We start from the raw sequence: 22134 nt of genomic DNA, 5'->3' as shown, positions 1-22134 counted from the left end.
TAAAACCAGTTATGATTTATTTTGCAGGATCAGAAGGGGTTAAACCACTATAATATACATCACTATAAAAATCATTCCGGTCAAATCCAAAATAAGCACCATTAACACGGAGGTTAAAAGCCAACGCATGTACCACGCCATTGGTAGGTTTTATATCGGATGATGCTACCGCATTTATATACCAGTTATCATTGGGTTTAGAAGCATCGGGAATATAGGTTAGGTTAAGTTGGCGGTAGCCAATGTATTTGATATTGTTCGCAGTGGCATAGGTTACGCCAATGTTTGAGATATTACCGCCAAGCGAATAATATAAACCACCAGGATAAACACTTTTAACATCAAAATCTATTTGCTGATAGTCTTTTAACCTGTTTACCCCTTTAAACATGTAGCGCAGCAAATATTTCCGCCAAATTAACGGACTAATCTGATCCAAGGTTTTAACGGTATCTTTTCCGGCATAGAAAAGGAAGTTATTTAATCCATCAGTTTTAACGGTACCAATTGTTCTTTTAATTACATCATCATCAAATGCGAAGAAAGTAAAGTCATCGTTAGAAAACATGCTTTCCATACCTGCAAGTTTTACAATTTTGGCTACAGTATCAAATGGAACCTTTTTAGCCTGTAAATATTGAAGCATGTTGCCCTGAAAGTTGGGATCGGCCAAACCTCCTTCACGGTAATACTCATCCCGTTTGCAGGCGTTTAATATCAGCAGTACAGCAGCACAAGCAAAAATTAGCTTTTTCATATATCTTTTATTATAATAAATTAATTACCACCATTAACCCAGTACTCATTCAATTTCATGTACGGATTGTTGTTTAGCGCACCTGCGTTAATAGGCCAAGTCCAGGCGCCACGGCCAAATTTATCGGCTGTTAACACATTGTAAGACCACTGGCTGTTTAAAATCCTTTTTGTTCTTACCAAATCGAAATAATGATGCCCTTCGCCCAATAGTTCTCTTGATCTTTCCAAGAAAATAAAATCTTTCAGGTCTGAACCACCACCACCACTGTATTTGGTAGCCGATGCGCGGTCTCTAACTTTATTAACCTGTACAATTGCTTCGGCATCTTCGCCCAAATTGGCCAAGGCTTCTGCATAGAGCAGCAGCTCACCTCCGTACCTAAAAATCATAAAGGTATTATCAGGGTTAGCATCTTCTTCGCCGGTAATGAAAGAGTTTTTGGCATATTTTAACAGCATAAACTTGCCATTGTCTGAAAAAATATCTTCGTTAAACCAGGTTGTAATCCGCTTATCGCTACCATCCTGAAAAAGTTTCTGCATGTATTCTCCCCTATAATAGGCGAAACTTACACGGTGGGTATATTCAGGTCTTTTGTATGGGTAGTGCAAAAACATATCGGCAATTGGCGCAACGTTAAGTACTGCATCGCCATAGTTTATACTTTGATAAAACTCAAACAGACTTTCTTCTGAACGGCCTTTAATTACGGTCGACCAATCGTTAAGCGGTAATAATTTATAGGCATTACTTGCAACCAGCTCTTTACCCAAATCGGCAGTGGCCTGGTAGTATTTGCGTGAATTTGCATTATCAAAGCCAGCGTTCCACATGTTCATTTCCATCATTAAGGCAATAATACTGCCTCTGCTTGCGCGTACGCCCCTTATAGCTGGATCAGAATAGGTAAACGGAATCTGGTTCTTATGTTCGTTTAAATCTGCAATGCACTTATTCAGTACGGATACAAAATTTTCGCGCGGCAAGGCCGTAGAGTGAAATGCATCTGTGTAATAAACCACATCTCCATATAACCTTACCATAGTGAAATAGCACAGTGAGCGGATAAAAGCTGCTTCGGCCTTAAACTGGCCTTTTTCTGTATCGGTAACCCCCGGAACGCCTTCATCTAATTTTGCAATTAAAATATTGGCGCCTTGAATGGCCCTGTAATAACCTGTCCAGTCTGTTATCCTGTCAAAATTATAATAATCCCAAGGCTGCCCTCTTCTAATGAGGTTTATTAAATCGTTTCTGCCCAGAAACTCCACATACTCGCGTGAAGGGGCATTATCAGACTGGCTTTCGTGCAGCACTTCGCCCGATCTGTACTCTCCAACTGCGCCAACATAGTGCGTTTCGTTTATCTTGCTGAAAACAATCCTCGATAAATCGTAGATATTGGCTACCACATCTTCCTTAGATTGGAAAAAGTTGTTCCCTGTTAATTTATCTAAAGGCTGAATGTTTAAAAACTTTTTACATGAAGGCAAGCAAAAAGATGCAGCGATAACTAAAGTGTAAATAATAACTTTTTTCATAATAAATATTTTTAGTTGCCTGTATTAAGTTCTAAGTTTAAACCAATGTTATACGTACGTGGCACAGGGTAACCGTTAGAAATATCGCGACCTAGGGTGGTTACGTTTTCAGGGTTGGGGCCACTGTACTTAGAAAAGGTAATTAAGTTATTGGTTGAACCAAACACCCTTAAATTGGCCAGTCCGAATCTGCGGATCAACTTCTTATCGAACATATACGAAAGGGTTAAGTTGTTGATTTTAAGGTACGAACCGCTCTCCTGCCATAAGGTTTGATCGGCCCTTAACGGCAAAATTGATCCGTAACGGCTATAATCGTAAGGATATGGGTATTTAGCTACATCGCCAGGTGCCTGCCAGATATTTAAATCGCCCAAAGGCACCACTGCATTTAATGCATATGGATCTCTCATGATGGCAATACGATCGGCAAGGGCATTATTTAAAATTGTTCTATCGGCAGTATAACTTGCATAAACATTTAAGCCCCAGTTTTTATATCTCATGGTAAGCGATAAACCACCTGTAAACAAGGGCTGCGAGTTTCCGGTAATTTCGTAATCTCTTCCATCCAGCACATAATCGCCGTTTACATCTTTCAGGATCGGATCTCCGCCCAGGAAGAAGGTATTGTTGGTCTGGTATCTTTTGCCCGTAACCGGATCAACAGGTACATCGGCATCCGTTTGGTAAACACCCTGGTTAATCCGTAAATAATTAGATAAAGTGTTTCTTCCTACACGGAAAACATTATGCTGTAGGTAGCCTGAACCATCGAAACGGATATACTGTCCGTTGTATTCGGCAGGTAATTTTAACAGTACATCGCGGTTATACGCTCCGTTTACTGAAAAAGACAGATCAAAATCCTTACTGGTAACGGCTTTGATATTCAAGCTGATCTCTGAACCATAGTTGGCTATACCCAGATCGTTACTTGACAAAAGGTTAAATCCAGTAGCGTTTGATAAAACACGGTCGAACAACAGGTTATCAACCTTTTTGAAATAGGTATCAAAAACGATCGAGAATCGGTTTAAAAAGCCTAAATCAAACCCAAAGTTGTACTGACTTGTGGTGGTTGGCTTAAGGGCCGGATTTGGAATTAAATTATAGTTGATACCAATGGTTTGGGTATTGTTGTAATTTCCGTTAAGGTTATAAATACCATAAATACTTTGAAGATTACCTGTTGGTGCAATATTTTGGCCCCATGTTAACCTTAAACTTCCATAGTCTAACCATTTTTTATCTGTTAGCCAGTTTTCTTTGTTAAAATTCCATCTTAAACCAATTGAAGAGTTTTTAGAATATGGATTTTCCAAACCGCTTGATGATGTACCATCTAAACGGTAAGAGAACTCAGCAACATATTTTTTGTCGTAATCGTAAGATAGCGATCCGGCGAAAGATGCAATGGTCGCATTTTTGTAACTGCTTAAAACACCACCGCCCCTTGAGTAATAACCATCGAAACCGATTGGTCCCTGAAGCTGATCGTTTGGAATTCTTTCTTGCTGGCTTATTGATGATTGTGAACCCTGTTTATAAATCTCATTAAATGTATTGATGAAGAAATTGTGTTTTTCGCCCAGTGTTTTAGCATAGGTAATTGCATTTCTATTGTACAACTGGAAGTTTCTGCCGTTATAATCGTAAAGTTTAGCAAACGATCCGTTGGCCGCAGCTGGTGTAAAGGTAGTTTCGGTATCCGAAGTATAATCGTAACTCAAGGTAGAAGAAGCTGCTAAACCTGGTATAAATTCGTAACGCGCATCGATATTTGCCCTTAAGTTTCTCGAATTGTTATCATTCAAGGTCTGTAAAGCAGATAATACCCCTCCCGATGCCTGATAAAATGATGGTGGAGGCAAAAGTGTTGATGCCTGTCCATTTGACGCAACACCCGATTGAAGTAATCCGGCTCCGTTACCTTTGTTCTGTTTACCTACCGAACCGTTAACAAAACCGAAAAACCTAAATTTATCGTTCGGTTTAAACTCCATGTTCATGTTCAGGTTATAACGGTTGTAACCTGTGTTCTTAATTACCCCTTTTTCGGCAAAATAGCCCATATTGGCTTTGTAATTAAACTTCTGATCGCCACCATCCATTGCCAGGTTATGACTTTGGTTAAAAGTGGTTTGATAGAACACATCCTGCCAATCGGTAGAGTTGTTCCAATAAGCATTTAAACTATCTGATAAGAAAGGTGTATTGCTGATCCTTCTAATCTGCTCAAGTGTTTGCGCATTTAAAATAATCTGTTGAATTTTTAACGAACGTTCTGAGTTACCGCCCAATGTTTCGCGCAATTTAGGCGGCGTGTTTACGAAAAAGTTAGAGATGTACTTGATACGCGGCACTTTAGAGTTACCTCTTTTTGTAGTGATGATAATTACACCATAAGCACCTCTCGATCCATACATGGAAGTTGCCTGTGCATCTTTCAGGATCTGGATATTTTCGATATCTTCCTGTGGGATTAACGAAAGTGGACTAACGCCCGGGCCCTGTGTTTGAAAACCAAACTCAGCAGCTCTATCTGCATCTAAAGGCACACCATCAATAATATATAACGGCGATGTTGGCTGTAAGAATGAATCGTTACCACTACCCGAAATACTTAAGCTTGATAAACCACGGATCTGTACCGAACCCCTAAAACCTGGGGCACCGGTATTGTTCTGGATATTTAACCCCGGTACTTTACCCTGTAATAAGGTTTCGATGTTGGAAACCGGTACATCGGCAACGTCTTTATTGGTAAGTACGGTAACCGATCCGGCAGTTGTTTCTTTGGGCCTGTTCTGATAAGCCACAATAATAACCTCGCTCAAATCTTTACGGTCTTCGCTAATGGTAACGGTAATGTTTGTTTGATTGGTAATTTTAACCGATGAGGTGTTGTAACCCAAAAATTTAAATAAAAGTGTTCCTCCAACCGGCACGTTAACAGAAAACTTTCCATCGCCATTGGTTTGCGTTAAGCCCTTGTTGGTGGCCTGCAGCACAACCGATACTCCCGGAACCCCCTGCTTGGTATCTTTATCTAGAACCCTACCACTTACAATAATATTTTTTTCTTGCGAATAGGCATTCGTACCACATATTATACATACAATAAGTAATGTATATAAAAGTATATTTCTTTTCATAATATTAGCTTTATTGATCAACTATTCGTTAGCAAATTTTGGATTCTCATTTTTGAAATAAAATACGATTTCCCAGTCGCCAGCTTTGTAAATGGCAAAGTCGATTCCGAAATTGGCCACGGTACGCCCGCCACCAAAACCTATCCGCGAGTAGCTTAACTGCGCTTTTGCTCTCGAACCTCCGGTTGCATACGATGTTGGAACTTCTACCAATGGAATTGGATAAGCAACATCATACTGAACATACTTATCTGTTTTCTGCATATTAAAGCCATGGATCATTTTATCCCATACGGTTTCGTTGAAAAACTTGGGATCGATCGGCAAAGAATCTTTACCCAAAACCACAATCCGCAGCGAATGTCCGTTACCTCCCGAAGCCAGTGGACGGATGTAAACAATGGCATCTTTTTTATCGTTGTTGCTCACCAGGTTTAAGTTCGAGGTAGCACCGATCACGTTGTTTAGATAAGGACGGATATAATCTCTCAATTTTTTATCTAAAGGGAATTTTGGATCAGGGGCAGGCAAACCTGTATAGGCGTTAAAATCGTTTGATGGCTCATAAGGGCGCTCTCTAAACGGTCTGATCTGGAAATCCCTGATCAATCTTTCGCCACCGGTATTTTTAACCTTCACATCAAAGAAACGGGTATCCTGAGAAAAGTTGGTACTATCTGTCGGACGGGGTTTCAAGATCTGGTTGGTTGCCGAAGGCCATAAAATGAATTCGCCCGAAGCACGCATTTCAAATATCGGGTGTGTTTCGATCTTTCTTTTAGCTTCAATTTCTGCCAAACTTTTCTCCAAACCTGTGTAAGGAGCCGTCCATACATAAGTTGGTGCGGTTGTAAAAAGATCGGTTACCGGCCTTCCATCACCAAACCTTGCGTTTACAATTTCAAAGGTGATCGGATTGGTTGAGTTATCGCTGTTAAAGCCACCGATAAGATTGGTTCTACCGATTATTGGCTCTAGGATTTTATTTGTGAAATTTACGTTATTGCTGATATAATCTTTCTCTTCGGGTAAGTCGAAAATCTTTTTACAGCTACTGCAAACAGCTACAGCCATTAAAAGGAGCGCAAAATATTTATTGGTGATAGATTTCATCGGAGTATTTATTTTAATATTTCTATTTCGCATCACTTATTTCGTTTTGTTTATGGTAAACTCAGCTAACTGGAATGTTCCGCTGTTTCTTAGCTCGGTAATCACAACGCGATAAAACTTGTAAGCAACAGTGTTTGTACATCTAAATACTTTTTGCTGATATCTTTCCTCGAAGAAGAAATTAGATCTTCTATCCAGTTCGGTCCAGTTCGAACCATCCATAGAACCTTCATAAGTCCATGCTTTTGGATCTCTTTCATTGGCATCATTTGCCGAGGTTAGGGTATAAACTGATGAAACAGCAGGGGTTTTAAGTTCAAACCTCATCCATAGCTCTCCCTGTAAATCGGCAAGGAATTTAGTATGGTCATCGCCATCAATTACTTTCCTCGAGTTTTCGCCACTGGTTAAACCTCCACCGTTTTCGCGGTTTGATGAAAATACACCGCCAATTTCAAGGTATAAATTTGGTGGTGGCGGTACGAAAGTTAAGCGGGTTACGAATTCGTTAAAGCCAAAAACGTGATCGGCACTGATTACATGCACTATACCGTTTTTCGTTTTAATGTTGTTTGATGATGTGGTGCTGGTTGCCCAGTTACGCACAAACTTGCTCTTTTTAGTGTTATCGAAATTGATGATTTCCGGACCTGCCGCAACCTGGCCCGAAGCCGAAACCTTGGTTACGCTGGCATGCATTGGATAACCAATTTTTGCACTGGTTAAGTTTAACCCATCTTGAAGTTTTAAAGAATCAGTAGTTCTTTTACCTCTTATAATGTAATATGAGGTCATGGTATCTAACTGTACCGCATCAATATTGGCTAAAAAAAGTGGGTCCTTATCCGATTGCTTCCGCAGGGTATTTAAGTTGCGCAAGGCCAATTGAAAGCTTGGGTTGGTAACCGCAAACAAGGTAACATTGCTATCTGTTAAGGTTTTTTTAAGTCCCATCCTGTCGATGGCTACAATTAGCGAATCGAATACGCCCGGTTTGCTTTTTAAATACTCGTAGGTATTACCTGTAAACGTTACATTCTGTTCGGGAGCATCGTAAAAGCCGCCGTTCTTTTTGCAAGCTGAATTGATCAGCGTTAGCAACGATAAGATTGCTAAAGCGCCCATGTATTGTATTGAATTTTTCATGTCCGTTATAATTAGCGCCAGTAAGCATTTTGGGTTAGTAAACTGTTTTGAGAAATAAGCTTTCTTGATATTGGCCAGTAAATCCCTCCTGAATTGATGAGGTTCATAAACTTGGCATCGTTCTGCTTAATCTTGTTGTAACGGATTAAATCGTACCATCTCGAACCTTCTCCCAGCAATTCGCGGTGACGTTCTTCGAAGATGAGCTTAATCACATCGTTGGTATTTAGCGAGTTAATCAGTTCTGTTGGATCATCAAACCTTCTGCTCTGTACAACCAACAGTTCATTTAAAGCACCGTTCTGATCGCCTAAAACAGATAGTGCTTCTGCCCTTAGCAGCACAATATCTTCTAAGCGGGTAAATATTAACGCGCTGGTAAAATACCTGAAGTTTGGATCGGTGCCACCGCCCTGAATTACCTTAATTTTACTGAAAATGGGATATTTACCGTTCAGGTTGGTAAAGTAACGTCCATCGTATCTGGCCTGTCCCAAAGTATCAACTGCAAACCTTTGATCTTTTGCAATATTGAAATACTTTAAGATCGAATCTTTCGGCAGGTAGATATCTGGTGCAGATTTAGTGGTAACCGGCTCGGCCAAAGTTAACTCTTCAATGTGTCCGGTTGATGAACCATCTACGTGGCCATAATCGGAGTTGAAGCCAAACATCTGTCTGGTATTTTTATTGTAGAAAAATCCGTTTGAGTTGGATAGGTCGGCACTTCCGGTAAAGCCACCGGCACTTCTGCCATAATTATCTTCAACAAATTTGGCATATTTAGATACATTGGTATAATCGCCGTTCCAAGCGGCCAAATGAGCCAACACTGCATAAGCCGTAACTTTTGTAGCCAATGCACCGCCCCATCTTCCTGATGTTTCATTGTAATAATCGCTTGGCTGCTGTACATCGCCACCGCTATAAATAAATGGCATATCGGCTGCAGCTTTTAATATTTCCTGCTCTGCCCAGGCTAAAATCCTGGCTTGGCTTTCGCGGGGCTTATTCGTAAACTTACCTTCATCAGATGAAGTAATGAAGGGCACATCACCCCAGATCCTCACCATGTAGAAATAAGCAAAAGCCCTTAGAAACCGCGCTTGGGCAATATCAACCGTCATATTATTGCTGGTGTACCTTTTATCAGTTTCTTTAACATGTGCAATATTTTCTAAAAAAACATTGGCGCCGTTAACAATGGCATAAAATCTTGTCCAATCTGATAAGGCTTCCATTACCGGGTAAGAAGCATTTAAGTTATTGCCGATAACGGCTTTTAAATCCTGGCGTTTCGGACTCAAAAATTCTCCTGTCCTTACATCACCATAAATCCAGTGACCATTGTTATCTGATAATGCGGCACGTGTTAAAGCGTAAACACCTAATATTCCAGATCTGGCATCTTCTACCGTATTCCAGGCATTTTTTTCGCCTACAACCCTGGTCGAATCTGTTTCTAAAGCTTTATTACAGCTTGAAAAGGCCACCACAGAAATCAGAAGTATGTATAATATATTTTTCATCTTGCTTGATGTTTTGTTCGTTCTTGTTTTCATCTTATAGCTCCATTTTAACACCTACAGTATATGTTCTCGGAATTGGCTGGCCATAGCCTGTATCAACGCCATCGTAACTTACCAGTTCAGGATCTTGCCCTGTGTATGGTGTGATGGTGAAAATGTTGCTCACAGCACCGTATAAAAAGAATTTATTGATCTTGATATTTCTCTTTTTAAGCAGGTTGCCTAGTTCGTAACCTAAAGACACTTGTCTTAATTTTAAGAAAGATGCATCCTCTAAGAAAAGATCCTGATCTGCGCGGTATGGAATTACGGTACTCCATGGGTTGTAAAGCGGATATTTGGTGTAATCGCCACGTTTTTCCCAGAAAGTAATTTCTTTAACCGATGAGATATCGGTATTGCCTTCGCGGTTAACAAAATCGAAACGGTTAGCCATTTCCTGGTTGATCAGCTTTCTGCCTAAATTAAAGTAGAAGCTTGTGCCCAAACTCCAGTTACCATACTTAAAGTTGTTATCAAAGCCACCGGCAAGGGTTGGTAAAGAATGGCCTTTTAGCACTTTATCGTTATCATCGATGGTGTTATCTCCGTTCTGATCTTGCCAACGTGGATCGCCGGCTTTCAGAACAATACCTTTGTATTTTAATTTTTGTCCGTTAACTACAGGCACATCGGCATCAGCAGTATAAATGCCGTTGTTTTGCAATAACCAGTATTGATCTACAGGCTGTCCAACTTTTAAGAACCTGTTGCCTACAACCAACTGATCCAATCCCCTGGGCAGGGCTTTCAGTTCGTTTGAGTTGTGGTTAAAGTTTAAGGCCGAATTCCACAAAAATTTGCTTTTGGCGATTACCTGTGCACTGATCGTTAAATCGATGCCCATGTTATTAACAGACATTCCGCTTTCGATAGATTGTTTGTAGCCATACTCCGCATAAGCCGGAATACCGATCAACTGATTTTTATCCGTTTTGCTGTATACATCAACAGCAACGTGGAGGCGGTTTTTTAACAATGCGGCATCAGCACCAATATTAATCTGATCAGAATACGACCAAGGCACACCATAACCTACCCAACCAAACTGGTAAGTACGGGTTAACACACCAAATGCATTGTAACCTGGTACAGTTAAGTTACCGGTATAACCAACCGAAGCGGTATACTGCGGCCCTTGCGCATAATTATCGTAACTAAACGTGCGGCCCATTCTGCCAACGCTTGCACGAAGTACTAAATCATCAACCAATCTGCTGTCTTTCAAAAATTCGTTCTTGATATTCCAGGCTGCAGAAATGGTAGGCGAATAAAACCAACGGCTTGTTGGCTGTGCGTTCGAAGAACCATCTAAACGTAATATGGCCGATAAGAAGTATTTATCGTTAAACGAGTAATCTCCTTTTCCATAAAATGATATCAGGTTATCTTCTGTTTTATCTAAAAACCTGTAGGTAAGCTCTCTCGGAAAAGCAACTGGGGTTAAGTAACCTCCGTTAGGCGAACCATTATCATTTAATGGTTTAGAATCTAACAGGTTAATTTTGATATAATCGTTTACACCTTTATAGGCATAGGCATTGCTATATTTATAAATGTCCCACTGCATTGATTGTCCTAACTCAAAATGAAAATCGTGAGCCTTATTCAGGTTTAAATCGTAGGTGGCCTTGTTATCAATCATTAACCTTTGGCTAAAACCATAATAGTTAGATGCATAACTGTTACCCTGCAAAAGCGTTCTGGCATAGAAAATATCCCTGTAACCCTCGCTGTAATCGGCATTGAAAGAGGAAACAATTTTAAATTTGCCAAACGTTCCTTCCAGTTTTGCATAACCCTGGATGGTATTGGTTTTGTTATCATCAAAACCTTTCTTGTATTCTTGCAGATAAGAACCATAAAAATCCTTATTTGGCGGAAGAGGCGCACTTAAATCAGGAAAATAATTAAGCTGTGCAAAACGGTCGCGCAATGTTTTATTTCTATCGCGGTTTAACCTGTTGGCATTGATCATGGTTGAGAACAGCAACCACTTCACTGGCCTCATGTTGATATTGAAAGTAGCGCTATAACGGTCGATACCGGTTTGATCTGCAACACCTTCGCTTTTGGTATTGCCCAGGGCAAATCTGAAATTAGCCCTATCGGTACCGCCGGCAAGCGAAAAATTAACGCCATAGATCAGCGCATTTTTATAGTATAAATCAGTCCAGTTAGATTTACCGCTATATACGTTATTTAACGAATCACTTAAATATACCGGATACTCTTCGTCATCAGAATATCTACCGTTTGTGGTGTAAATATCGTAAAAGCGCTGTCTGAATTCGTTTTCATATTTACCGTTGATGGTGTTAACAAATGGCTTTTGCACCATACCTATGTACGAATTGAAAGATATTGAGCGGTATTTGCCACCTGCTGTTTTAGAGGTTAAAACAATTACACCATTAACCCCTCTTGGCCCATAAATAGAAGTAGAGCCCAAATCTTTAAGCACTTCTACCGTGGCAATGTTATTCATATCTATACCTGCCAATAAATTTGTTGCCGGACCGATCCTGTTAAAATCGAACTGCTGTATATCAAAGGCAAAAGGATGCTCGCGCACCAAGGGGATTCCATCGAGCACTACCAAAGGCTGTGCATCGTATAAATCTTTTTTTGATAACAGCGGCATTGATGCGCCCCTGATAAACATGTTCTGTATGCTTCCAGGTTCGCCAGTTGGCTCCTGAACATACAGACCGGCATAATTGCCTTTTAAGTTTTGCTGTAATGAAATGGCTGGGAACAGCGATAAATCGCTCGTGTTCTTTTGTACGCCACCAGATAATCTGTTGTAGATTGTTTTAAGTTTAATCTGGTTTAAACTATCTTTTCTCAACGAATCTTTTTCGGAAACGAATTTAATCCTCGTTGTGTCCTGAAATAGAAAATGTTTAGCTGTTAGGCCTGAATTAAGCTTTTTGCTTACTGCAAAACTTGATAAAACGTTTAACGTAAGCGCTGCAAAAAAGACAAGGCACACCCATAAGTATCGCATAGTTAATGGATCTTTAATTGGTAAAAAAATGATTGTTAAAAACTTATTTTTTTGGATACGGCAAGAAATGTCTCAGGTTAGAAAGACAGGTACTTCGGTAGTAAAGGTTAGGGATTCTCATATAATTAGTATTTGGTTAAATCAAATATATATAATACTAAATCGTTTTAACAAGCAAATGTCATTTTTATGAAATTTTTATTAAATGCCACAATAATATTTCAATATTTTAAAATAAATGTCAAATCGACACATAAAAGAACAAATATTGTTAAAAAATACTAGCATTTTAACATCCTATAAAACAGCGTGTAATGATATTTTTAGGTCCGGATCACAATAAATCAGGCGATTTTATGTTACAGGATTTCAAACTAGTTAAACGTTTTACCTATAATGGGTCAACTGAACACATTTAATGTATTTGTAGCCGTACAAATACCGATATCTTTAAAACGCAGGAATATTATAGCTTTTGACGGAGGCATTTAAGGTGCATTTAATGCCCCAGACTTACTTTTCGGTAGCTACCTGATAGGTTGGATCTTCGATAATGTTAACCTGGATAATCTCATCTGCATTTTTAAGCAGCCGCTTGCAATCTTCGCTCAGGTGCCTTAACCTAAGTTTTTTGCCCGCTGCGTGGTACTTTTCGGTCAGTTTGTTCAACGCATCAATTCCCGACATATCGAAAACCCTGCTGTGTTTAAAGTCTACAATAACATTTTCAGGGTCTTCTGCTATGTTGAACAGCTCGTTAAAATTGGCTACAGAACCAAAAAACAGCGGCCCAAATATGTCGTAATTTTTAACGCCATCTTTATCGGTGTATTTACTGGCCCTGATCCTTTTTGAGCTTTCCCAGGCAAAAACCAGTGCCGATATAATTACGCCTATTAATACTGCAAGTGCCAGGTTATGCAGCCAGATGGTAATTAGGGCCACCAAAATACCGATTACAATATCCTGTTTGGGCATTTTATTGATTACCTTAAAGCTCATCCATTCGAAAGTACCAATGGCCACCATCATCATTACGCCTACTAAAGCGGCCATAGGCACCCGGTCAATTACCGGGGCACCCACCAAAATAATCAGGAGTATGGTAAGCGCAGCAACAATACCCGATAACCTGGCCCTGGCCCCTGCCGAAAGGTTGACCAAAGTCTGCGCAATCATTGGGCAGCCACCCATGCCTGTAAAAAAACCGTTTAAAATATTGGCCACGCCCTGGGCCACGCTTTCCCTGTTCCGGTTGCCTTTGCTAGCCGTAATCTCATCAACCAGGTTAAGCGTAAGCAATCCTTCGGTTAAACCAACACCGGCCATGATTATCGAATAGGGAAAAATTATTTTAAGTGTATCTATATTAAGAGGAACATGTGGAATATGAAATGACGGAAAACCGCCCGCAACAGTAGCGATATTTTTGACCAGCTTGGTATCGATACCAAAGCCCAGCACGAGCAAGAAAACCACAATAATGGCCACCAATGAAGCTGGTACCGCTTTGGTTATTTTAGGCCACACCAGCACTATGGCAACAGTTAATAGCACCAGTGCCAGCATCGTATATAAAGGTATACCGCTTAGCCATTCTACTTTGCCATTAACAGGGTTTTAAACTGTTCCAACTGCGACATAAATATAATTACGGCCAAACCGTTAACGAAACCAAACATAACAGGTTGCGGCACCAGCCTTACAAACTTGCCCAGCTTAAACAAGCCCACCAAAATCTGGATCAGTCCGGCAACGGCAACCGCAGTAAAAACATATTCAATGCCCTGCGTTTTCATTAAAGCAATAAGCACAATTACTGTAGCACCTGCACCGCCCGAGATAAGACCGGGCCTGCCCCCTAAAATAGCGGTAACCAAACCCATTATAAAAGCGGCGTACAATCCGGTTAAGGGTGGAAAACCGGCCAGTATGGCAAATGATAATGATTCGGGGATCATTGTCATGGCAACGGTAAGGCCTGCAAGGATTTCGGTACGGTAATTAATCTTTTTAGAAAAATCGAAAAGCTGCAGGTAAGGTTTCATAAGGGGTTTGGGATAAACAGCTGCAAATATCTAATTTTCTATGCAATTAACCCATCAACCTGCTTATTGGTTGTGAACAAGTTGGGCAAGTTGTTCTTCATCCTTAAAAGAATAACAGCTTTTATCGTGGTCTGCATTTCCGGAAATCGGGTTAATACGGTGCTGGAAATTGCTGCCCCATATTTCTAAGGCCTTAAAAACATCACCAAGCTTTCTGCCCGATTCGGTAAAGGCATATTCTACTTTAGGCGGTACTACCGGATATATAGTGCGCTCTACAATCCCATCTTCTTCCAGTTCTCTTAACTGCTGCGTTAGCATTTTTTCGGTAATGCCGGCTACACTACGGTGCAGTTCTCCATACCGTTTAGGGCCAGATAACAAGCGGTTCAAAATGGTAAGCTTCCACTTCCCTCCTATCACATTTAGCGCTGCTTCCATTGAACAGCTATAATAGGCTTGTCTTTTCTTTGTCATATAAAATTTTGCTACAGGTATTTAAAGAAACTGGAACCATTTCCTACTAAAAAGTACGTACCGAACCAAAAAGTACATACTTGATGGGTGTTGAGATTTACCGTCTCTTTGACCTATTAAAACATAAAGATAATGAAAAAATTAGAAGGTAAAACCGCAATCATCACAGGTGGCAACAGCGGTATAGGTTTTGCAACAGCAAAAGAATTTTTAGCTCAAGGTGCTAAAGTAATCATCACCGGAAGAAATGAAAAATCGGTAAATGAGGCCCTGGCCCAACTTGGCGAAAATGCTTACGGTATCATTTCGGACAGTGCACACATGGAAGAAGTTACCAAATTGGCCGAGCAGGTTAAAACCATTACCGCAACCCTGGATGTTGTAGTGGTAAATGCGGGTGTTGGAAAATTTGATGCCCTCGCTACCATGACAGAAGAAACTTTTGATGAGATTATGAACATTAACTTTAAAGGTGCTTATTTCAGCCTGCAACAGTTATTGCCATTAATCAACACCGGAGGATCGATTGTATTGAACACTTCGATAAATGCACACATTGGTATGGCCGGTGCAACAGTTTATGCTGCCAGTAAAGCGGCTTTATTAACCTTGGCCAAAAACCTTTCGGCCGAATTAACTTCACGCAAAATAAGGGTTAACGCAGTTAGTCCTGGTCCCGTTGGCACACCATTGCACAGCAGCGAAAAATTAGGCTTATCAGAAGCAGATTTGCAGAGTATGGGCGAAAGTTTGGTCAAACAGATTCCAGTAGGCCGTTTTGGCGAAGCCGAAGAAATTGCCAAAACCATTACTTTCTTCGCTTCCGATGATTCTACCTTTATTTTAGGTTCGGAACTTATTGTCGACGGCGGTATGTACAACTTATAGTAAAACCAGGTTACAGTTTAAAGGGCCAAAGCATATGATAAGGTGTGCGTTGGCCTTTTTTATTTGGGAAAATTAATTGCAAAACAGTCAGAAGTCCGAGGTCCGAAGTTAACAAGCCAAACATCCTGGCCATTTCTAAACCTTAACTACCTTAATTCCTTAATGGTAAATGGTCCGAAGTTCGAAGATCACCAGCCAACACCCGAGCCACTTCTAAACCTTAACTACTTTAATTCCTTAATGGTAAACAGTCCGATGTCGGAGGTCCGAAGACCACTAACCAACACCCTAGCCACTTCTAACCTTAATCATCTTAACTGCTTAATGGTAAATAGTCCGAAGATCACGAACCAACATTCAAACCAATTCGCCCCCAAATCCCGATCTGACATATCTATGAAAGATCTCTTTCTGCTTTCTTTTATCTTTGTAAATGACCATTAGATTAGCCGTAACGGCAGATATACCTGGAATTATGCAATTAGTGAGCAAAGTTGTTCCATTAATGCGTGCAACCGGAAACCTGCAATGGGGAAGCGATTATCCAAACCCCGAAGTATTTAGCAACGATATTGCCCAAAACCAATTATGGGTATCGGAAATAGCAGGTAAAATTGCCGGGGTTACCGCAATTACCACAGATCAGGACCCAGAATATACCGATGCGGGCTGGGACATTAGCGAAACTGCCATTGTTACCCACCGTTTGGCCGTTGATCCTGACTTACAGGGTAAAGGCATTGCCAGGGCCTTAATGGAACAGGCAGAAACCGTTGCGAAAACCCGTAACATCAGCATTTTAAGGGTAGATACCAATAGCGAGAATAAGGCCACCCAGGCACTTTTCCCGAAATTAGGCTATGAGTTTAGCGGAGAAATAGGACTGGCTAAACGCCCCGGACTGCGCTTCTTCTGCTATCAAAAGCTTTTGTAACGATACAAATAACAATGCCCGATGATTTATTCCATCAGGCATTGTACATTTAAAGGATAACTGAGGGCAAACCGGGTTAATCAGATTCAACAAAGTCGAGTTCCCTATTGTGTGTTTCGGGAATGGTAATGATGCAATAAAAACCGATTACAAAACATATTAGTCCCACAATGGCTGCCGAATGTAGTTCAAAAACGATTGGTTTTAAAAAAGCATATAGGGTAGACATAATTACAACAGTTCCTCTTACCATATTAGGAATAGTGGTTGCCGCTGTAGCCCTGATATTGGTACCAAACTGTTCGGCTGCTATGGTAACAAACATGGCCCAATAACCAATGCCGAAACCTAACCATGCGCACATAATATACAAACCCGTAGCGCTGTTTACCCCCCCATATAGGTAAATAATGCTTCCAATAAGTGTAAACATCATAAATAAAGCTACTGCTTTTCGCCTTGAAGCCAAGTAATAGCTAATTACACCACTCAATAAATCGCCACCGGCAAGCCCCACATAACACCACATTACGCCCAATCCTGGTTTAATACTTTCGGTGATGTGCAAGGCTATTCCAAACTCGTTACTAAAGGTGGTTAATATGCCAATTACATACCAGGTAGGCAAGCCAATTCCAATGCATTTAAGATAAAGCTTTAACCTGTCTTTGTTGGTGAAAAAAGAAATCAGGCTTCCTTTTTTAAGCTCATCGAAAGCTTTCATGGAGCGGAACATGCCCGATTCAAAAACTCCGATGCGAAGAAACAACAGCAATATACCTAGGCCACCACCAGTGAAATAGGCATAACGCCAGCTAAAAAGCTCTACAGTAAAATAGGCGGCAACTGCACCCAGCAAACTAACCCCAGCTACCAATGAGGTACCTATAGCCCGCAGCTTTTTTGGTAAACTTTCTGAAACCAGGGTAATACCCGCTCCAAGTTCGCCGGCCAACCCTATCCCAGCAACAAAACGGAAGAGCTTGTAAAATGTAACATCCTGCACAAAGCCACAGGCAAAATTGGCTATAGAGTAGGTAATGATAGAACCAAATAAAACCGAAAGCCGGCCTTTTTTATCGCCCAATATTCCCCACAATATCCCTCCCAGAAGCAAACCGCTCATCTGCCAGTTCAAAATGCTTGCTCCCTGAACAGAGCGGCCGCTTTCATCTAAACCCAGCTCAGTGAGGCTGGGAACACGTACTATCCCGAAAAGCAATAAATCGTAAATATCTACAAAATAGCCCAATGCGGCTACAATAACAGGCGCACTCAGCAGATACTGTGCGGCTGTTTTTTCTTTTAGCTTATCCATTTCGCAACTACTTATAAGTAAACCAAACAGTAGCCTTACAATTTTGGCTAGAAACAGCTCTGATCCAGTGGGCACTAAAACCTGCAGGAAAATTGTAGGTGATGGTTTTGCCTGCTGGCACATGGATGGTTTTAAACTTGTTAAAGCCGCTTAAATCAAAATCTACCTCCAGTGTAATATCTGCATCTTTATCAGCTGTTAAATTAACCGATTTCTGATCGTAACCAGTCATTAAATAAGGCAATGAAACCTCGTTGGCCTTAACAGCCGTATTTTTCCAAACACCTCCTTCACCTATAGCTTTGCCCATTTTCCAAAGATCATCTACACCGCCGTACCAAAGGCCATTAGCTGCGGTGCCAAAATATTGTCCATCTGGCTGGGCATCTTTTTTTGTCCCACTCAAAACCAATAAGCCTCTCCAAGTACAAAAATCGACTATTTTCTTATTGTGTGTAGTTACAGGACGTAAAGCAACAAATCCACTTTCTCTACCAACCTCATAAAAGGTACCAGCAATATTCAGCATAAATCTTTCCGACTCAATTTCACGTCTATCACGGTATGGCATATTTTCATATTCGGCCAATCCCTTTGGTAGACGAAATGTGCCCGTTTTATCTGTAACAATTACCGAAGCATCATCAACTGTATATCCTTTTTTAAAGGCACCCAAGCGGAGCATCTGATCTGTGCTATCTGTTGTATTAGTTGCTACAGCAAGTTTTTCATCTATTTCTGAGTATTTGTTGCCCTCAGTATTCAATACCTGTAAGTTTTTGTTGAAATTTGAAGGGCGGATAATATTGGCTTGAATAGCAGCTTTTTCGGTTATGTCGGCTAAAGCTTTAAACTGTGTTTCTTTCCTTGACTGCGGCTTCCCGGTAAAATGAATAAATGTCGTGGCTTTACAATCGGCACTGGCTTTAAAACGTATCCAGGTGGCTTTAAAATCAGCCGGAAAAACAAAATACTGATATATATTGGCACTAAGTTTAATGGTTTTATAATCTTCCCAGTTATTATTTCCTGCTTTATCAATCTGCAAGGTTATGGCTACCGTTTTATCCGCTTTAAGGTGCAATACTTTTTGATTGAAACCATTTACCAAAAACGCATCAGATGCTTGGTTAGCTTTTACATCATCGTTTTCCCATGGCCCACCCCAACCTGTTGGCGTACCCCAGGTTTTTAAATCGGCAAATTGCCCGAACCACAGATTAGATTGTGCACGGCCTGCCAGTGGATTTTCCAATACCGTGGTTTCGTCTGTGGCAATCACGATCTGATTATTCCAGCCACAAAAATCAGGTATGTAGCGGAGGTGACTATTTATGGGCAAAATACCACCGCTATTGTTCCTAGAGAAAGTTTTAGGAAAGTCGTACATCATTCCATGCATATCCATTATCATTTTGCCATTACCTACCTCACGTATACGTGGCCACTCGGTATACCAGCCACCTCTATGATCGTAGGTATGTGCAGCCTTGGGTAAACGGTAAGTATACCATTGCCCCTTATCCAATAATTTAAGTATCACGGAACGTTTATCCCAGCCCATGCTCCATAGTGGCGCCTTATCATCAGGAGATCCATAAATACCACCCGGTCCGGTTACATCTGTAAACTGCTTGCGTTCTATTATTTTCCATGTTTTGCCATCCCAGCTGGCTAAAACCCCTTTTTCTTCATCATTTTTTGGTAAATCGCCTGCTTCAAGCATGTCTTTGGTTAGTTTAAACACCGCTTCTTCACCATTATTAGCTACAACTAGTTGCTTTTGTGCGGTATAAGCACCCTTACCGTGCCAGCCCGGCACAGGCTTGTTAAACAATTTATTTACAGCTAGGCTGTTCACATTAACTTCATAAAGCATGCCCTCCATATCGTAAAAATAGACCATATTGGCTGGATCGGTTAGGTGGCGTGCTGTGGCTGTCATCCTTCCGGGCATAGCCGAAAATGGAATAGTCCTGACTTTCCCCTCCTGATTAATAAAGTAGTTACTCGTAATTAGCTGGTTCGATTCTTTATGGATCATCCTGTTGGCGGGTGTACCGCCAATGCTTTCGGGATGAACGGTAACATTAAGATCTTTATCAAGGCTGTAAAGCTTATCTGAACTTCCTTTTGGCATGTGGGGGGAGTAGGTTACCATCCAAAGCTTATCTGCCCAGGGTGTAATGGCGCCGATGCCATTTTCGCCTCCATCACCATAGCTTTTACTGCTGCTTTTCAGCCAATTTTGCTTTTCCCAGCCCTCATTAAAAGTGGCCAGGTGTGGATAAACACCACTTACCTGTAACGGTTTTGTTTGAGCATGGGCAAATTGGACTGTAAAAACAGCTGAACTGATTAAAGCGCCAAATTTCAATATTAGGTTTCTTTTCATGTGTCGGATTAAAAGGCCATAAGGATCCCTATGGCCATTTGATGTTAATAATTTGGATTTTGAGTGATGTTGTTATTTACGCGTCTTTCTACTGCAGGGATAGGCCACAAATACTGTTTGTTTTTATCGAAACTTCTGTTTACCAGAACTTTTACATCAGCGCCAAAACCTGAGTAATCTGCTATTCCATCAGCATCAATCGGGGTTTTACCTGGGAAAGGCCATTTAGCTCGGTTTTGATTAGCCGGATCGGGCAAGCCGATTACCGGTGTTCTTAATGCTTTTTCTGCTAATTTCCACCTGATAAGGTCCATATAACGTAAACCTTCCCTCACAAACTCCACACGTCTTTCTCTACGCACAATTTTCCTCAGCTCTGTGATATCTGTGCTTGTTATTACCGGATACAGTGTGGTTTGTGCTGTTGTAACGCCATAAGCCCTGGCCCTAACCTGATTAATGGCATCTAAAACCGTAGCATCTATATCTCCCAATTCTACCTTGGCTTCGGCATAGGTTAATAACATTTCGGCATAACGGATAATGATCGCATCGTTATCTTCTGTTAAACGGTCGGCCCAGGTTTGATCGATTCCCTTTTTCCAAAGGAAACCAGTAAAACTTGCATTTACTGCTACCCTACGGGTATCGTTATTCGTTACTTTCCGGCCCAGTTTGCTGCTCCAAACCTGTAACGAATCGGGATGAGGGTTATAATTATATCCTAACCAATACGTATTAAACTCAACTACTGTAGCCGTTAACCTTGGGTCTCTGCTTTTGAACGGATCTAATGGATTATATAATGGCGATTCGTTAATTAATTTTCCATCGGTGCATTCGTAAGCATCAACAATTTCCCTTGTAGGCAGCTGGGCACCGAAACCGCCGGCATTTCTGGATATATTATCCTGAACGTATGCAGCAGAGCCTGATACATTCTGGGCCTGTTCTCTTGGAATGCTTACAATCAATTCTTTACTACTTTCGCCTGCTTTTAAGAACAGTAGAGAAAAACTTGGATTTAAGGCATAGTTACCAGCTAAAGCTAAATCCATTACGGCCTTGGCAGCGTCGCGGGCAATCGCATAATCGCCCATATATAATGCAGTTCTTGCCTTAATGGCCAATGCGGCACCTTTGGTTAACCTTTTCACGCTGGCTGTAGTATAGCTTGCAGGAAGGTTTAAAGCCGCAAAATCTAATTCTGTATAAATAAATTTTAAGATTTCGCTCTTAGCGGTTCTTTTTATTCCATAGGCTTCCGATAATGCGATGGGCTCGGTTAGCAATGGAACATCTCCAAAATGGGCAATCAATTTTGCATATTGGTAGGCCCTGATCAATCTCATTTCGGCTTCTAACCTTAGTATGGTGGCAGCAGGGGTATTTGCCGCGGCCCTGTTCTTATTGGCAACAAAAGAATTTGCCCTTGCAATGGCTTTATAACAGATCAGCCAATAGTTGTTTACTGTACCGTCTTCAGCTGTCATTGTACCACCAATAACGGCATTTGTAAGCTGGCCCCTGTGCCATTCGTTATCACTGTACAGTTCATTGTCGTTCTGCCAGAAATCCAATCGGTAAAGATCGTTTACGGCGAGTTCAAGCTCAGTTTGGTTGGAATAAAAAGTACCAGTTGCTGCTTCTGAAAGTGGGTTTAAATCTAGCTTATTACAGGCTGTTAAGCCCAATGTTGCTAAAAGGAGAAAACATATCTTTTTCATCTTTATATAGTTTTTCAGTTATGATGAAACCATCATATTTTAATTATCAAT

At 40.9% G+C, this 22134-nt stretch carries 13 protein-coding genes and 1 pseudogene; 2 read left to right on the top strand and 12 right to left on the bottom strand.

Annotation, left to right across the window (positions count from 1 at the left end; all coding sequences use genetic code 11):
• Nucleotides 1-16: 16 nt before the first annotated feature.
• The 9 genes and pseudogenes from ACS5PU_RS15280 to ACS5PU_RS15240 form a co-directional block, all read right to left on the bottom strand.
• Nucleotides 17-757, bottom strand: a complete 741-nt coding sequence (locus ACS5PU_RS15280; protein ID WP_439460022.1) for a hypothetical protein — start codon at nucleotides 755-757, stop codon at nucleotides 17-19.
• Nucleotides 758-777: 20 nt separating this feature from the next.
• Nucleotides 778-2301: a RagB/SusD family nutrient uptake outer membrane protein gene (locus tag ACS5PU_RS15275; RefSeq protein WP_439460021.1), complete on the bottom strand. Its 1524-nt coding sequence runs from the start codon at nucleotides 2299-2301 to the stop codon at nucleotides 778-780.
• Nucleotides 2302-2312: 11 nt separating this feature from the next.
• Nucleotides 2313-5459 carry a SusC/RagA family TonB-linked outer membrane protein gene (locus ACS5PU_RS15270; protein WP_439460020.1) on the bottom strand — a complete coding sequence of 1049 codons (3147 nt, stop codon included), beginning with the start codon at nucleotides 5457-5459 and terminating at the stop codon, nucleotides 2313-2315.
• A gap of 21 nt (nucleotides 5460-5480) precedes the next feature.
• Nucleotides 5481-6572, bottom strand: a complete 1092-nt coding sequence (locus tag ACS5PU_RS15265) for a DUF5007 domain-containing protein (RefSeq protein ID WP_439460019.1) — start codon at nucleotides 6570-6572, stop codon at nucleotides 5481-5483.
• Nucleotides 6573-6608: 36 nt separating this feature from the next.
• The gene (locus ACS5PU_RS15260; RefSeq protein WP_439460018.1) at nucleotides 6609-7718 is read right to left on the bottom strand and encodes a discoidin domain-containing protein; all 1110 of its coding nucleotides are present in this window, start codon (nucleotides 7716-7718) and stop codon (nucleotides 6609-6611) included.
• Between the two features lie 11 nt (nucleotides 7719-7729).
• A complete protein-coding gene (locus tag ACS5PU_RS15255; RefSeq protein WP_439460017.1) occupies nucleotides 7730-9247 on the bottom strand; it encodes a RagB/SusD family nutrient uptake outer membrane protein in 1518 nt (505 codons plus the stop codon).
• Between the two features lie 34 nt (nucleotides 9248-9281).
• Nucleotides 9282-12296, bottom strand: coding sequence for a SusC/RagA family TonB-linked outer membrane protein (locus ACS5PU_RS15250; protein WP_439460016.1), 3015 nt, complete (start codon nucleotides 12294-12296; stop codon nucleotides 9282-9284).
• A 513-nt stretch (nucleotides 12297-12809) separates the two neighbouring features.
• A pseudogene (locus tag ACS5PU_RS15245) lies at nucleotides 12810-14344 on the bottom strand (SulP family inorganic anion transporter).
• Nucleotides 14345-14407: 63 nt separating this feature from the next.
• The gene (locus ACS5PU_RS15240; protein ID WP_439460015.1) at nucleotides 14408-14821 is read right to left on the bottom strand and encodes a winged helix-turn-helix transcriptional regulator; all 414 of its coding nucleotides are present in this window, start codon (nucleotides 14819-14821) and stop codon (nucleotides 14408-14410) included.
• A gap of 132 nt (nucleotides 14822-14953) precedes the next feature.
• Between ACS5PU_RS15240 and ACS5PU_RS15235 the strand changes: the two genes are divergently transcribed.
• Complete coding sequence (locus ACS5PU_RS15235) at nucleotides 14954-15709, top strand: SDR family oxidoreductase (RefSeq protein WP_439460014.1); 756 nt, start codon at nucleotides 14954-14956, stop codon at nucleotides 15707-15709.
• 433 nt (nucleotides 15710-16142) lie between these two features.
• Nucleotides 16143-16643 carry a GNAT family N-acetyltransferase gene (locus ACS5PU_RS15230; protein WP_439460013.1) on the top strand — a complete coding sequence of 167 codons (501 nt, stop codon included), beginning with the start codon at nucleotides 16143-16145 and terminating at the stop codon, nucleotides 16641-16643.
• Nucleotides 16644-16719: 76 nt separating this feature from the next.
• Here the strand turns inward: ACS5PU_RS15230 and ACS5PU_RS15225 are convergent, their stop codons facing one another.
• The 3 genes from ACS5PU_RS15225 to ACS5PU_RS15215 are packed head-to-tail and all read right to left on the bottom strand — an operon-like array spanning nucleotide 16720 to nucleotide 22083.
• Nucleotides 16720-17961: an MFS transporter gene (locus ACS5PU_RS15225; RefSeq protein ID WP_439460012.1), complete on the bottom strand. Its 1242-nt coding sequence runs from the start codon at nucleotides 17959-17961 to the stop codon at nucleotides 16720-16722.
• Nucleotides 17962-17968: 7 nt separating this feature from the next.
• Nucleotides 17969-20356: a hypothetical protein gene (locus tag ACS5PU_RS15220; protein WP_439460011.1), complete on the bottom strand. Its 2388-nt coding sequence runs from the start codon at nucleotides 20354-20356 to the stop codon at nucleotides 17969-17971.
• Nucleotides 20357-20400: 44 nt separating this feature from the next.
• The gene (locus ACS5PU_RS15215) at nucleotides 20401-22083 is read right to left on the bottom strand and encodes a RagB/SusD family nutrient uptake outer membrane protein (protein WP_439460010.1); all 1683 of its coding nucleotides are present in this window, start codon (nucleotides 22081-22083) and stop codon (nucleotides 20401-20403) included.
• Nucleotides 22084-22134: the final 51 nt, after the last annotated feature.

The organism is Pedobacter sp. GSP4 (genome assembly GCF_051857575.1).
Taxonomy (GTDB): domain Bacteria; phylum Bacteroidota; class Bacteroidia; order Sphingobacteriales; family Sphingobacteriaceae; genus Pedobacter.
Note: the sequence above shows the minus strand (reverse complement) of the source record. Positions and strands in the feature narration are given on the sequence as shown.